Here is a 14332-nt window from a genome sequence, read left to right as displayed (position 1 = left end):
TCTCCTCGGCCCTTTCTGCAGGGCCGACGCCCTCGGCGCACTCCGGCCCACCCCGACACGGACGCCGGCCCGGACGGGTTTCCGGGCGGCGTCTTCCCGCATTCTTGACGGCGTTGTGGCCTTGTGTCACTCACGAGGCGGGATCGATCTCCCTCAGGAGTCCGGTGTGCACGTCGAAGACGAAGCCTCGCACATCGTCGCGGTGCGGCAGGAAGGGGTTCGTCCGGACCCGCTGCATGGACTGGCGGACGTCCTGGTCCACGTCCCGGAAGGCCTCGACGGCCCAGGCGGGGCGCTGGCCGACCTCGTCCTCGAGCTCGTGCCGGAAGTCCTCGGTCAGGCTTTCGAGACCGCATCCGGTGTGGTGGATCAGTATCACCGTGCGGGTGCCGAGGGCACGCTGGCTGATGGTGAGGGAGCGGATGGTGTCGTCGGTGACCACGCCGCCCGCGTTGCGGATCGTGTGGCAGTCGCCGAGCTCGAGTCCGAGGGCCTTGTGCAGGTCGAGGCGGGCGTCCATACAGGCCACCACGGCCACGTGCAGCACGGGGCGGGCGTCCATGCCCGGGTCCGTGAACTGCGCGGCGTACTGCCGGTTCGCGGCCACCAGCCGGTCCGTGACGGAGCCGCCGCTGGATGCCTGGGGGGCGGACTCTGCGGGCAGGGATGCGGAAGTCGTCATGCATACGACGTTAGTGGTCACCGCAGGTAAAGGCATGGAGTGAGAGGGGACAAAGAAGGTCAACCGCCCTTGTTGTGAGCTAACCCACAGGGGTGAGGTGAGGGCGGCCGTTCGGGTGATTCGCGGCTTTTGGGGCTTCCGTACGAGAGGGGTGCACGGCGCGCGGGGCGGTTCGTTGACCGCGGCGACCGTTGCACTAAAGTGACGCGAACCGGCCGGAGCCCGGCCCTCACCGGCCGCCCGGTCCATACGACCTGGGGAGCAACAGCGCCCGGCGTCGCCAGTAACACTCCGCGTGCGCGGCGCGGCGTATGCCTGCCGCGCCGTTATCTGAGAGGGCGCTTTGACTAGCGAGTCCCGACATGTCCCGGTGATGCTCCAGCGGTGCCTGGACCTGTTGGCCCCGGCGCTGGAGAGGCCCGGGGCCGTCGTCGTCGACTGCACCCTCGGCCTCGGCGGCCACAGCGAGGCCCTGCTGACCCGGTTCCCCGAGGCGCACCTGATCGGCCTCGACCGCGACAAGGAGGCCCTGCGGCTCTCCGGCGAGCGGCTCGCCCCGTTCGGCGACCGGGCCACCCTGGTCCACGCGATCTACGCCGATCTCGCCGAGGTCCTCGACGGCCTGGGCATCCCGGCCGTCCAGGGCATCCTCTTCGACCTGGGCGTCTCCTCCATGCAGCTGGACGAGGCCGACCGCGGGTTCGCGTACGCGCAGGACGCGCCGCTGGACATGCGGATGGACCAGACGACCGGCATCAGCGCGGCGGAGGTCCTCAACACGTACGCGCCCGGCGAGCTGGTACGGATCCTGCGCCAGTACGGCGAGGAGAAGCAGGCCAAGCGGATCGTGTCGGCGATCGTGCGCGAGCGGGAGAAGGAGCCCTTCAGCAACAGTGCGCGGCTGGTCGAGCTGATCCGGGACGCGCTGCCGCAGGCGGCGAAGCGGACGGGCGGCAACCCGGCCAAGCGGACCTTCCAGGCGCTGCGGATCGAGGTCAACGGCGAACTGTCCGGTCTGGAGCGGGCGATCCCGGCCGCGGTGGACCGGATCGCGGTGGGCGGCCGGATCGCGGTGCTCTCCTACCACTCGCTGGAGGACCGGCTCGTCAAGCAGGTCTTCGCGGCGGGCGCGGCCTCGACGGCCCCGCCCGGGCTGCCGGTGGTCCCGGAGAAGTACCAGCCCAAGCTGAAGCTGCTCACCCGTGGCGCGGAGCTGCCCACGGAGGAGGAGATCGCCGAGAACCGGCGGGCCGCTCCGGCCCGCTTCCGCGGAGTCGAGCGCATCCGGGAGGCGCGGCTGTGAGCAAAGCCGGGGGACTGGGGCGGCTGCGCGGCGGCTCGCCGGGGCAGGCGGCGCGGACGCCGTTCGTCCTGCTGGTGGTGGCGCTGCTCGCGGGCGGGCTGATCAGCCTGCTGCTCCTGAACTCGGCGCTCAACCAGGGCTCCTTCCAGCTGAGCAGGCTGAAGAAGGAGACGACCGCGCTCACGGACGAGGAACAGGCCCTGCAGCGGGACGTGGACGGGTACTCGGCGCCCGACGCGTTGCAGCGGCGGGCGCACGAACTGGGCCTGGTCCCGGGGGGCAGCCCGGTCTTCATCGGCCCGGACGGCAAGGTCACGGGCACGGCGGCAGCAGCGGAGGTCCCGCCCCCGCCCCCGACCCAGTCCGCCGCCCCGGGCCCGGCCCCGTCCGGCGCTCCCGGCTCGGCCCCGGGCGCCCCGTCCGGCGCTCCCGGCTCTGCCTCGGGCGGCCCCCAGGGCTCCGCCCCGGGTGGGGCTCAAGGCTCCGGCCCGAGCGGCGCCCCCGGCTCCGCCCAGCCGGGCGGCTCCGTCGGCGGCCCGGCCGACACCCCGGGCTCCGCCCCGGCCGGCGGCCCGGCGGGTGCACCGCAGACCGGCCAGTCCGCACCGGGCGGAGCCCCTCAGTCCAACCCGACCCCCGGAAGGTGACGTCGTGACGCGGACCCTCCCCCCGCTCCCGCCGGGGGTACCCCCGGCGGGACCTTCCCCCCGCACCGGATCGCCGGCCCCTGCCGGGCCCGACGGGCTGCCGCTGCGCGGGGCCTTCCCCCACCCGCCCTTCCCCCGTTCCCCGGGCTCCGCCCGGACCCCGCACGGGTGCGCCGCCGCAGGCGGGGGCCTGCCCCCGCACCCCCGCGCCTCGATCGCCGCCGGGGCTGAAGCCGCCCGGGCGACCCGGCCCACCGGGTCCCAGACGGCCCCGGCGGCGGTACAGGCCCGTGGGGTGGTGGCGTGAGGGGCCAGGACGGGCGGCGGCGGGTGCCCGGGCCCGGGCGGGCGCGGCCCGGCGGCGGCGAGCGGGCGCGGGCCAATTCGCGGCCCGCGACCCGGCGGCCCGCCCCCGCGAGGCGGCCGCACACCATCCGCCTCGGTAGCCCCAAGCCCCGCCTGCGCCTCGTCAGCGTCGGGCTGACCCTCGTCATGCTCGCCTTCGTCGTGCGGCTGCTCCAGGTGCAGGCCGTCGACGCCTCCGCGTACTCCGCCAAGGCCTCCGAGAACCGCTTCGCGAGCTACACCCTGGCCGCCGAGCGCGGCGAGATCACCGACCGCAAGGGCGTCGCGCTCGCGACCAGCGTCGACGCGTACGACATCACCGCCGACCCGAAGATGTTCACCCCGCAGGACAGCAAGGCCCCGGACGCCCCCGAGCAGGCCGCCGCCCTCCTCGCGCCGATCCTCGGCAAGGACGCCAAAGAGCTCGCCGCCCGCTTGAAGACCAAGAACACCCGCTACGTCGTCCTCGCCCGCCGCCAGACCCCCCAGGTCTGGAACCAGATCAAGGACCTCAAGCGGGTCTTCGCCGACAAGGCCGCCGCCGACAAGAAGAACAACGGCCCCGGCGCCAACGTCCTCGCCGGCGTGTTCAACGAGGACAGCAGCAAGCGCGTGTACCCGGGCGGGGACCTGGCCGCCGGGATACTGGGTTACGTCAACGCCGAGGGCAAGGGGGCCGGCGGTCTCGAGTCCTCCCTCGACAAGAAGCTGGCCGGCAAGGACGGCGCCATCACGTATGCCCAGTCCGGCGGCCGCCGCGTGCCCACGGCCGGGTCCAGCGAGAAGCCCGCCGTACCCGGCGAGGACATCGAGCTGACCATCGACCGCGACATCCAGTGGGCGGCGCAGAGCGCCATCACCGAGCAGGTCGCCAAGTCCGAGGCCGACCGCGGCTACGTCATCGTCCAGGACACCCGCACCGGCGAGGTGCTGGCCATGGCCAACGCCCCCGGCTTCGACCCCAACGACCTGTCGAAGGCCAGCTCCGCCGCCATGGGCAACGCGGCCCTCCAGGACGTGTACGAGCCCGGCTCCACCGCCAAGGTGATGTCGATGGCCGCCGTGCTCGAGGAGAAGAAGGCCACCCCCGGGACCCACGTCGAGGTGCCCAACCGGCTGCACCGCGGCGACCGGCTGTTCAAGGACGACATCGACCACCCGACCTGGTACCTGACCCTCAACGGGGTCCTCGCCAAGTCCTCCAACATCGGCACCATCCTGGCCACCGGCCAGCTCGGCGCCACCCAGCCCGAGGCCAACCGGGTCCTGTACTCCTACCTGAACAAGTTCGGCATCGGGCAGCCCACCGGCCTGAACTACCCGGGCGAGTCCCGCGGCATCCTCGCCCGGCCCGAGGCCTGGTCCACCTCCCAGCAGTACACGATCCCTTTCGGCCAGGGCCTCTCCCTCAACGCCATGCAGGCGGCCTCCGTGTACTCGACGATCGCCAACGGCGGAGTCCGGATCGCGCCCACCCTGATCCGCGGCACCAAGGGCCCCGACGGCCGCTTCACCCCGGCCCCGGCCCCCGAGCAGACCCGCGTGATCAGCCCGGAGACCGCCAAGACGCTGTCCGAGATGCTCGAGTCGGTCGTCGACGACCAAGAGGGCACCGGCACCAAGGCCCGCATCCCCGGCTACCGGGTCGGCGGCAAGACCGGCACCTCCAACCGGGTGGATCCGGCCACCGGCCGCTACAAGGGCTACACCGCCTCCTTCGCCGGCTTCGCGCCGGCCGACAGCCCGCGGATCACCGTCTACTGCGCCATCCAGAACCCCACCAAGGGCAGCTACTTCGGCGGTCAGATCTGCGGCCCGATCTACAAGAAGGTCATGGAGTTCGCGCTCAAGACCCTCCAGGTCGCCCCGACCGGAGGCGCCCCCGCCGGGCTCCCGGTCACCTTCGACGCCGGCCCCCAGCCCGCCGCACAGCCCACCCCCCAGCCCGCCCCGCAGCCCGGCCAGTGACCCGGGCCGCCCCACCGGCCCGCCAGAAATCCGTGAGGCACCATCAGTGACAACGATCACCCCGAAACCCGGGAACCCGACGGACGCCGGTGGCACGGCCGGGCCCTCACTTCGCGAGCGGCCCGCCGCGCCCGGTACGCTCACCGCCGTGCCCCACGCTGATCAGCCCAGAACCACCCAGAAAGACGCCCCGGCAACGCCGCCGGGAGCGCCCCGGCCCCAGGCCGCCCGCCCGACGCCCCTGGGCGAGCTGGCCGCGCTGCTGGGCATCGAAGCCCCCGGCGCAGCCGGCGCGGCGGAGCCCCCGCAGATCACCGGGATCACGCACGACTCCCGTGCCGTGCGCCCCGGCGACCTGTACGCGGCCCTGCCCGGCGCCAAGCTGCACGGCGCCGACTTCGCGGCCCAGGCGGCCGCACTCGGCGCCGCGGCCGTGCTGACCGATCCGGCGGGTGCCGAGCGCGCGGCGGCGACCGGACTGCCGGTCCTCGCCGTCGACGGCCCGCGCGGCCGGATGGGCGAGCTCGCCGCCGCGATCTACGGCCGCCCCGGCGAGGGCCTGCTCCAGATCGGCATCACCGGCACCTCCGGCAAGACCACCACGGCATACCTCGTCGAGGGCGGTCTGCGCGGCGCCGGACGCAGCACCGGGCTGGTCGGCACCGTCGAGATGCGCATCGGCGACGAGCGCATCAAGTCGGAGCGCACCACCCCCGAGGCCACCGACCTCCAGGCCCTGTTCGCGGTCATGCGCGAACGCGGGGTCGAGGCCGTCGCCATGGAGGTCTCCAGCCACGCCCTGGTGCTCGGCCGGGTCGACGGATGCGTCTTCGACGTCGCCGTCTTCAACAACCTGAGCCCGGAGCACATGGAGTTCCACTCCGACATGGAGGACTACTTCCAGGCCAAGGCGCAGCTCTTCACCGAGCGCCGCGCCCGCCTCGGGGTGGTCAACATCGACGACGAGTACGGCCGCCGCCTCGCCAAGGAGGCCGCGATCCCGGTGGTCTCGTTCTCCGCCGCGGGCGATGCGGCCGCCGACTGGCGCGCCGAGGACGTGGTGTTCGGGCACATGGACTCCACGCTGACCCTGGTCGGCCCGGAGGGGCAGCGCGTACGGGCCACGGCTCCGCTGCCCGGCCCGTTCAACGTCGCCAACACCGTCGCCGCGATCGTCACGCTCGCCGCCGCCGGCCTCGACCCGCAGACCGCCGCCGACGGCGTCGCCGCGGTCCCCGGGGTCCCCGGCCGGCTGGAGCGGGTGGACGCGGGCCAGCCGTACCTCGCCGTCGTCGACTACGCGCACAAGACGGACGCCGTCGAATCGGTGCTGCGTGCGCTGCGCGAGGTCACCACCGGCCGGCTGCACATCGTGCTCGGCTGCGGCGGCGACCGCGACACCACCAAGCGCGCCCCGATGGGCGCCGCGGCAGCCCGGTTCGCCGACACCGCCGTGCTGACCTCCGACAACCCGCGCTCCGAGGACCCCCTCGCGATCCTCGCCGCGATGTTCGAGGGCGCCGTCTCCGTACCCGCCGAAGAGCGCGGCACGGTCCTCGTCGACGCCGACCGCGCCGCGGCCATCGCCGCCGCCGTCGCCCGGGCCGAGCCCGGCGACACGGTGCTCGTGGCCGGCAAGGGCCACGAGCAGGGCCAGGACACCGCGGGCGTCGTACGTCCCTTCGACGACCGCGCGGTGCTCCGCGCCGCGATCGAACGCCAGCAAGGCAGCAACGTCCCACAGGCCGAGGTGAACCAGTGATCGCCCTTTCCCTCGCCGAGATCGCCGACATCACCGGCGGGCGGCCCCACGACATACCGGATCCGTCCGTGCGGATCACCGGGCCCGTCGTCATCGACTCCCGCCACGTGGAGGCCGGCAGCCTGTTCGCCGCCTTCGCCGGCGAGCACGTCGACGGCCACGACTACGCCGAGCGCGCGGTCGCCTCCGGAGCCGCGGCCGTCCTCGCCGCCCGGCCCGTCGGCGTCCCCGCGATCGTCGTCGCCGATGTCGAGAAGGCCCTCGGCGCCCTCGCCCGCGCCGTCGTCGAGCGCCTCGGCACCGACGTGGTGGCCCTGACCGGCTCCGCCGGCAAGACCTCCACCAAGGACCTCATCGCCCAGGTGCTCCAGGCCCACGCACCCACCGTGTGGACCCCGGGCTCCCTCAACAACGAGATCGGCCTGCCGCTCACCGCGCTGCGCGCCACGGAGGAAACCCGGCACCTGGTGCTGGAGATGGGCGCCCGCGGCATCGGGCACATCGCCTACCTCACCGGCCTGACCCCGCCGCGCATCGGACTCGTCCTCAACGTCGGGACCGCCCACATCGGCGAGTTCGGTGGCCGCGAGCAGATCGCCCGGGCCAAGGGCGAGCTGGTCGAGGCCCTGCCGTCCGCGGCCGAGGGCGGAATCGCCGTCCTCAACGCCGACGACCCGCTGGTGCGCGCGATGTCCGCCCGGACGAAGGCCCGTACGGTGCTCTTCGGCGAGGCCGACGACGCCGACGTACGGGCCACCGAAGTCCGTATGACACCGGCGGGACAACCCTCCTTCACACTCCACACACCCACCGGGTGCGGCGAAGTGACCTTGCGCCTGTACGGTGAGCACCACGTGTCGAACGCGCTCGCCGCGGCCGCCGTCGCCCATGTACTGGGCATGTCCGTGGAGGAGATCGCCACCGCGCTCTCCGAGGCGGGCACCTTGTCCCGGTGGCGGATGGAGGTCACCGAGCGGGCGGACGGCGTGACGATCGTCAACGACGCCTACAACGCGAATCCCGAGTCCATGCGGGCCGCTCTGCGCGCGCTTGCCGCGATGGGCGGCGCCGCCAGGGCCGACGGGGGACGTACGTGGGCGGTGCTCGGTCCCATGGCCGAGCTCGGGGACGCATCGTTGGCCGAGCACGATGCGGTGGGACGGCTTGCCGTCCGGCTCAACGTGAGCAAGCTCGTCGCAGTCGGGGGCAGGGAAGCGTCCTGGCTGCAACTGGGCGCATATAACGAGGGTTCGTGGGGTGAGGAGTCGGTGGTCGTGTCCGACGCGCAGGCGGCGATCGACCTGTTGCGCAGTGAACTGCGCCCGGGTGACGTCGTGCTGGTGAAGGCTTCCAGGTCGGTCGGCCTGGAGCGGGTCGCTCTGGCGCTGCTGGCCGGCGGGGGCGAGGTCGCCGACCGATGAGGCAGATCCTGTTCGCCGGTGTCATCGGCATGTTCCTGACCGTGGTCGGCACGCCGCTGCTGATCAAGCTGCTGGCCCGCAAGGGCTACGGCCAGTTCATCCGCGACGACGGCCCCCGCGGCCACGCCGGGAAGAAGGGCACGCCCACCATGGGCGGCATCTCCTTCATCCTGGCGACGATCATCGCGTACGCCCTGACGAAGGTGATCACGGGCAGTCAGCCCACGTTCTCCGGCGTGCTGGTGCTCTTCCTGATGGCCGGCATGGGCCTCGTCGGCTACCTCGACGACTACATCAAGATCGTCAAGCGACGGTCGCTCGGTCTGCGGGCCAAGGCCAAGATGGCCGGCCAGCTGATCGTCGGCATCGCCTTCGCGGTGCTCGCGCTGCAGTTCAAGGACGCCCGCGGCAACGCCCCGGCCTCGACCAAGCTGTCGTTCGTCACGGACTTCGGCTGGTCGATCGGCCCGGTGCTGTTCGTGGTCTGGGCGCTGTTCATGATCCTGGCGATGTCCAACGGCGTGAACCTGACGGACGGTCTGGACGGCCTGGCCACCGGCGCCGCGGTGATGGTCTTCGGCGCCTACACGTTCATCGGCGTCTGGCAGTTCCAGGAGTCGTGCGCCAATGCGCAGACCCTGACGAACCCCAACGCATGCTTCGAGGTACGAGATCCGCTGGACCTCGCGATCGTCGCCTCCGCGCTGATGGGCGCCTGCTTCGGCTTCCTGTGGTGGAACACCTCGCCCGCCAAGATCTTCATGGGTGACACCGGCTCGCTGGCCCTCGGCGGCGCCCTCGCCGGTCTCGCGATCTGCTCCCGCACGGAGTTCCTGATCGCCCTCCTCGGCGGCCTCTTCGTCCTCATCACCATGTCGGTCGTCATCCAGGTCGGCTCCTTCAAGCTCACCGGGAAGCGCGTCTTCCGGATGGCCCCGCTGCAGCACCACTTCGAACTGAAGGGGTGGTCCGAGGTCCTGGTGGTGGTCCGGTTCTGGATCATCCAGGGCATGTGCGTGATCGTGGGTCTCGGACTCTTCTACGCGGGATGGGCAGCGGACAAGTGACGTCCTGGCAGGGCAAGAACATCACCGTCGCCGGTCTCGGCGTGAGCGGCATCAGCGCCGCCCGCGCCCTGGCCGGCCTCGGCGCATCGGTGACCGTGGTGGACGGCGGCGACAGCGAGGGCCACCGGGCCCGGGCCGCCGAACTCGGAGAGCTGGGCATCTCCGTACGGCTCGCGGACGCCGAGACGCTGCCCCAGGGCACCGACCTGGTCGTCACTTCGCCCGGCTGGAAGCCGGACAGCCCGCTCTTCGCGGCCGCCGCGGCGGCCGGCGTGGAGGTCGTGGGCGATGTCGAGATCGCCTGGCAGCTGCGCGGCCCGGACTCCGCCCCGTGGCTGGCGATCACCGGTACGAACGGCAAGACCACCACCACCCAGATGCTCGCGTCGATCCTGAAGGCCGCGGGCCTGAAGACCGCCGCCGTCGGCAACATCGGCACCCCGATCATCGACGTGGTGCTCGGCGAGGAGAAGTACGACGTACTCGCCGTCGAACTCTCCAGCTACCAGCTGCACTGGGCGCCCTCGCTGCGCGCCCATTCGGCGGCCGTGCTCAACCTGGCCCCCGACCACCTCGACTGGCACGGCTCGATGGAGGCGTACGCCGCCGACAAGGGCCGCATCTACGAGGGCAACACGGTGGCCTGCGTCTACAACGTCGCCGACCCCGCGACCGAGGCCCTGGTCGTCGAGGCGGACGTCGAGGAGGGCTGCCGGGCGATCGGCTTCACCCTCGGCGCCCCCGGCCCCTCCATGCTCGGCGTCGTCGACGGCATCCTCGTCGACCGCGCCTTCGTCGAGAACCGGCAGAAGAACGCCCAGGAGCTCGCCGAGGTCAAGGACGTCAACCCGCCGGCCCCGCACAACATCGCCAACGCGCTCGCCGCGGCGGCCCTGGCCCGCGCCTTCGGCGTCGCGCCGCGCGCGGTCCGCGACGGGCTGCGCAACTTCCGCCCCGACGCGCACCGCGTCGCGTACGTGGACGAGGTCGCCGAGGTCACGTACATCGACGACTCCAAGGCCACCAACACGCACGCCGCCGAGGCCTCCCTGGCCGCCTTCGAGCCCGTCGTGTGGATCGCCGGCGGCCTCGCCAAGGGCGCGACCTTCGACGAGCTCGTCCGGAAGTCGGCCAAGCAGCTGCGCGGCGTGGTGCTGATCGGCGCCGACCGGGCGCTGATCGCCGAGGCGCTGGCGCGACACGCCCCCGAGGTCCCGGTCGTCGACCTCGAGCGGACCGACACTGGGGCGATGCTCGCAGCGGTCCGGGAAGCGGCCCGGCTCGCAGAGCCCGGCGACACGGTTCTGCTGGCACCGGCCTGTGCCTCGATGGACATGTTCGCGAACTACAACAAGCGCGGGGACGCATTCGCGGACGCGGTGCGCGAACTGGCCGCCGAGAGCGCGTAGGCCCGGCCGGTCCGTTCCCAGGCCGCGAGTCCTCCCCGACCGGCTGCTCGCCCCGTACGAGTGGAGGGGAAGGTCACACATGCCGGCCAAGCAAGTGCTGCCCGGGCGGCGGCCGTCCGCCGCGAAGGCCGTCAAGTCCGTCAAGGACGCGAAGCCCGCGAGGTCCGCCAGGACGATCAAGGCGCAGGGCCGCAGGCGTCCGGCGGTGGGCGTGCGGCGGCCCGCCGGGCGCGGGCCGCTGGAGAGCGTCCGGCGTACGCAGCGGCAGCTGCGCAAGGCCTGGGACCGGCCCCTCACCGCGTATTACCTGATTTTCGGCAGCTCGCTGCTCATCACCGTGCTCGGCCTGGTGATGGTCTACTCGGCCTCGATGATCAAAGCGCTCCAGCTGGGCCTGGGAGACGCGTACTTCTTCAAGAAGCAGTTCCTGGCCGCCCTGATCGGTACCGGGCTGCTGCTGGTCGCCTCCCGGATGCCGGTCAAACTGCACCGGGCGCTGTCCTATCCCGTGCTCGCAGGAACCTTGTTCCTGATGGTCCTGGTCCAGGTCCCCGGGATAGGGGTGGCGATCAACGGCAACCAGAATTGGATCTCCCTTGGCGGTCCGTTCATGCTCCAGCCCAGTGAGTTCGGCAAGCTGGCACTGATCCTCTGGGGCGCCGACCTGCTGGCCCGCAAGGGCGACAAGGAGCTGCTGAGCCAGTGGAAGCACCTGCTGGTGCCGCTGGTCCCGGTGGCCTTCCTGCTGCTCGGGCTGATCATGCTGGGCGGGGACATGGGCACCGCGATGATCCTCGGGGCCATCCTGTTCGGCCTGCTGTGGCTGGCCGGAGCCCCGACGCGGATGTTCGTCGCGGTACTGGCGTTCGCGGGTGTGATCGTCGCACTGCTGATCAAGACCAGCCCGCACCGGATGGACCGGCTCGCCTGCATCGGCGCGACGGACCCCGGCCGGGGCGACCTGTGCTGGCAGGCCGTGCACGGGATCTACGCCCTCGCATCCGGTGGATGGTTCGGTTCCGGTTTGGGTGCCAGTGTGGAAAAATGGGGGCAACTGCCCGAAGCCCATACCGACTTCATCTTCGCCATCACCGGGGAGGAACTGGGTCTGGCAGGGACGCTGTCGGTACTCGCCCTGTTCGCGGCTCTAGGCTATGCGGGTATCCGCGTGGCCGGACGCACGGAGGACTCCTTCGTACGGTATGCCGCGGGAGGCGTGACCACCTGGATCACGGCCCAGGCCGTGATCAACATCGGTGCGGTGCTCGGTCTGCTGCCGATCGCCGGAGTCCCGCTCCCGCTGTTCTCGTACGGGGGGTCCGCGCTGCTGCCGACGATGTTCGCGGTCGGACTGCTCATCGCCTTCGCGCGGGAGGAGCCGGCGGCGCGCGCGGCGCTCGCGATGCGCCAGCCGAAGACCGGCTGGAAGCGGACCGGGCAGAGATGGAAGTCGATGAGACGGAGCGTCAAGAGGCGTCCGTCCGGAGAGCGGTGAATTTCGGTGCATGTCGTACTCGCCGGTGGGGGGACCGCCGGCCACATCGAGCCGGCGCTCGCCCTCGCGGACGCCCTGCGCAGGCAGGACCCTTCCGTGGGCATCACCGCCCTCGGCACGGAGCGCGGGCTCGAAACCCGCCTCGTGCCCGAGCGCGGCTATGAGCTGGGGCTGATCCCGGCCGTCCCGCTGCCCCGCAAGCCCACTCCCGAGCTGATCACCGTCCCCGGACGGCTGCGCGGCACGATCAAGGCCGCAGAGGAGATCCTGGAGCGCACCAAGGCCGACTGCGTCGTCGGCTTCGGCGGCTACGTGGCCCTGCCCGGCTACCTCGCCGCCAAGCGGCTCGGGGTGCCGATCATCGTCCACGAGGCCAACGCCCGGCCGGGACTGGCCAACAAGATCGGTTCCCGCTACGCGCACGCCGTCGCGGTCTCCACCCCCGACAGCAAGCTGCGCGGCGCCCGCTACGTGGGCATCCCGCTGCGCCGCAGCATCTCGACCCTGGACCGGGCCGCGGTCCGCCCGGAGGCGCGCGCCGCCTTCGGCCTGGACCCCAACCTGCCGACCCTGCTGGTCTCCGGCGGCTCGCAGGGCGCCCGCCGCCTCAACGAGACCATCCAGCAGGTCGCTCCGACCCTCCAGCGCTCCGGGATCCAGATCCTGCACGCGGTCGGCCCGAAGAACGAACTGCCGCGTGTCGACAACATGCCCGGGATGCCGCCGTATGTGCCGGTACCGTACGTGGACCGGATGGATCTCGCGTACGCCGCCGCCGACATGATGCTGTGCCGCGCGGGCGCGATGACCGTCGCCGAACTCTCCGCCGTCGGGCTGCCGGCCGCGTACGTCCCGCTGCCGATCGGCAACGGCGAACAGCGGCTCAACGCACAGCCGGTGGTCAAGGCCGGCGGCGGCCTGCTCGTCGACGACGCGGAACTGACGCCCGAGTGGGTGCTCAGCCAGGTCCTCCCGGTGCTCGCCGACCCGCACCGCCTGTACGAGATGTCCCGCGCCGCCGGCGAGTTCGGCCGCCGGGACGCCGACGAGCTGCTCGTCGGGATGGTGTACGAGGCGATCGCCGCCCACAGGAACCGCTAGCGCAGGAGGCACAGGAGTGGCCGGAGCGACCACCGCACAGCGCGGCAATCCCGGGCCCGCCCGGAAGGGCAAGGGCTCCGGCTCTCCCAAACCGCCCAAGCCGCCCAGGTCGTCGGGGCCCTCAGGGGGGTCCGGCCCGCGAGGCCCCGGTCTGCAGCGCCTCGTCCGGCGCATGCGGAACCGGGGCCGCGTGCTGCTCTGCCTCCTCGCCGCGGTGCTCCTCGTCGGGGGCGGCAGCTGGGTGCTCTACGGCTCCTCCTGGTTCCGCATCGAGAAGGTGACCGCAAGCGGAACCCGGGTGCTGACCCCCGAGCAGGTGCTGGCCGCCGCGGCCGTACCGGTCGGGGCGCCGCTGGTGACCGTGGACACCGACGAGATCGCGGACCGGGTCCGCAGCAGGCTGCCCCGCGTCGACTCGGTCGATGTGGTGCGCTCCTGGCCGCACGGAATCGGGCTGAAAGTAACGGAGCGCAAACCGGTCCTCCTCATCAAAAAGGACGCCAAGTTCGTGGAAGTGGACGCTTCGGGTGTGCGATTCGACACGGTTCCGAAAGCACCCGCGGGCGTTCCGGTCCTCGAATGGTCCGCGGCGCAGTCACCGAGCGGCCGCCGCTTCGACGAGGAGCGGCTGCTGCACGAGGCCGTGGGCGTCGCCGGAGACCTCCCCGAGACGGTCGCCAAGGAGACCGTGCAGGTCAAGGTGGGGTCGTACGACTCGGTCGTACTGGAGCTGACCCGGGGCCGGACCGTGGTGTGGGGCAGCGGCGAACAGGGCGGGGCGAAGGGCCGTGCGCTGACCGCCCTCCTGAAAGCGGCGCCCAAGGCTGACCACTTTGACGTGAGCGTCCCCACCGCCCCTGCGGTGTCCGGGAGTTGACGTCGGGTCGAACAGCGACGCACCCTGGTTGGCCACCGATACGGGTGATCACATAGGGTGAAAAGAAAAACGGGAGGTTCGGCGTGTTCGTTGAACACGCGCTACTTGTCGACTTAGTGTCCTGTTCGGAAGTCCATGGGATCCAGCAACAGGCACACTCTTAACCCTAAACTTCAGGGTTAGGGTTCGGGTCGGCGCGTTCGGACCGTCCCACATTTCGGCATCAGTCGTCGCAACGCAGGCCCGCGAGGCGGC

11 protein-coding genes are annotated in these 14332 nt (G+C 72.0%); 10 read left to right on the top strand and 1 reads right to left on the bottom strand.

Going from position 1 to position 14332, the window contains the following annotated elements; translation table 11 throughout:
- Positions 1-130: 130 nt before the first annotated feature.
- On the bottom strand, positions 131-745 hold the full coding sequence (locus ACZ49B_RS03575; protein ID WP_468300039.1) for a beta-class carbonic anhydrase: 615 nt from the start codon (positions 743-745) through the stop codon (positions 131-133).
- 310 nt (positions 746-1055) lie between these two features.
- On the opposite strand from ACZ49B_RS03575, the gene rsmH reads away from it, so the two are divergent.
- From rsmH to ACZ49B_RS03525, 10 genes are all read left to right on the top strand, one after another.
- On the top strand, positions 1056-1985 hold the full coding sequence (rsmH, locus tag ACZ49B_RS03570) for a 16S rRNA (cytosine(1402)-N(4))-methyltransferase RsmH (RefSeq protein ID WP_030291891.1): 930 nt from the start codon (positions 1056-1058) through the stop codon (positions 1983-1985).
- Positions 1982-2632, top strand: coding sequence for a cell division protein FtsL (gene ftsL / locus ACZ49B_RS03565; RefSeq protein WP_468300037.1), 651 nt, complete (start codon positions 1982-1984; stop codon positions 2630-2632). The genes rsmH and ftsL overlap by 4 nt, the downstream gene beginning before the upstream one ends.
- Before the next feature lie 303 nt (positions 2633-2935).
- Positions 2936-4945: a peptidoglycan D,D-transpeptidase FtsI family protein gene (locus tag ACZ49B_RS03560; protein WP_468300035.1), complete on the top strand. Its 2010-nt coding sequence runs from the start codon at positions 2936-2938 to the stop codon at positions 4943-4945.
- Positions 4946-4991: 46 nt separating this feature from the next.
- Positions 4992-6707: a UDP-N-acetylmuramoyl-L-alanyl-D-glutamate--2,6-diaminopimelate ligase gene (locus tag ACZ49B_RS03555; protein ID WP_468300033.1), complete on the top strand. Its 1716-nt coding sequence runs from the start codon at positions 4992-4994 to the stop codon at positions 6705-6707.
- Positions 6704-8128 (top strand): UDP-N-acetylmuramoyl-tripeptide--D-alanyl-D-alanine ligase, encoded by a 1425-nt coding sequence (locus tag ACZ49B_RS03550; protein WP_468300031.1) that lies wholly within the window; start codon positions 6704-6706, stop codon positions 8126-8128. The genes ACZ49B_RS03555 and ACZ49B_RS03550 overlap by 4 nt, the downstream gene beginning before the upstream one ends.
- Positions 8125-9195 carry a phospho-N-acetylmuramoyl-pentapeptide-transferase gene (gene mraY, locus ACZ49B_RS03545; RefSeq protein ID WP_099893131.1) on the top strand — a complete coding sequence of 357 codons (1071 nt, stop codon included), beginning with the start codon at positions 8125-8127 and terminating at the stop codon, positions 9193-9195. Before ACZ49B_RS03550 ends, mraY begins: the two co-directional genes overlap by 4 nt.
- A complete protein-coding gene (murD, locus tag ACZ49B_RS03540; RefSeq protein WP_468300028.1) occupies positions 9177-10604 on the top strand; it encodes a UDP-N-acetylmuramoyl-L-alanine--D-glutamate ligase in 1428 nt (475 codons plus the stop codon). Before mraY ends, murD begins: the two co-directional genes overlap by 19 nt.
- Positions 10605-10683: 79 nt before the next feature.
- The gene (gene ftsW / locus ACZ49B_RS03535; protein ID WP_468300026.1) at positions 10684-12099 is read left to right on the top strand and encodes a putative lipid II flippase FtsW; all 1416 of its coding nucleotides are present in this window, start codon (positions 10684-10686) and stop codon (positions 12097-12099) included.
- A 6-nt stretch (positions 12100-12105) separates the two neighbouring features.
- A complete protein-coding gene (murG, locus tag ACZ49B_RS03530; protein ID WP_468300024.1) occupies positions 12106-13200 on the top strand; it encodes an undecaprenyldiphospho-muramoylpentapeptide beta-N-acetylglucosaminyltransferase in 1095 nt (364 codons plus the stop codon).
- A 16-nt stretch (positions 13201-13216) separates the two neighbouring features.
- Positions 13217-14077 carry a cell division protein FtsQ/DivIB gene (locus ACZ49B_RS03525; protein ID WP_468300022.1) on the top strand — a complete coding sequence of 287 codons (861 nt, stop codon included), beginning with the start codon at positions 13217-13219 and terminating at the stop codon, positions 14075-14077.
- Positions 14078-14332: the final 255 nt, after the last annotated feature.

Source organism: Streptomyces sp. NPDC031132 (assembly GCF_055570595.1).
This window is presented reverse-complemented; position numbering and strand designations above follow the sequence as displayed.

Excerpts from the sequence above, each read along its gene's own strand:
- rsmH (WP_030291891.1), top strand. The coding sequence starts at position 1,056 with ATGCTCCAGCGGTGCCTGGACCTGTTGGCCCCGGCGCTGGAGAGGCCC.
- mraY (WP_099893131.1), top strand. The coding sequence starts at position 8,125 with ATGAGGCAGATCCTGTTCGCCGGTGTCATCGGCATGTTCCTGACCGTG.
- murD (WP_468300028.1), top strand. The coding sequence starts at position 9,177 with ATGGGCAGCGGACAAGTGACGTCCTGGCAGGGCAAGAACATCACCGTC.
- ftsW (WP_468300026.1), top strand. The coding sequence starts at position 10,684 with ATGCCGGCCAAGCAAGTGCTGCCCGGGCGGCGGCCGTCCGCCGCGAAG.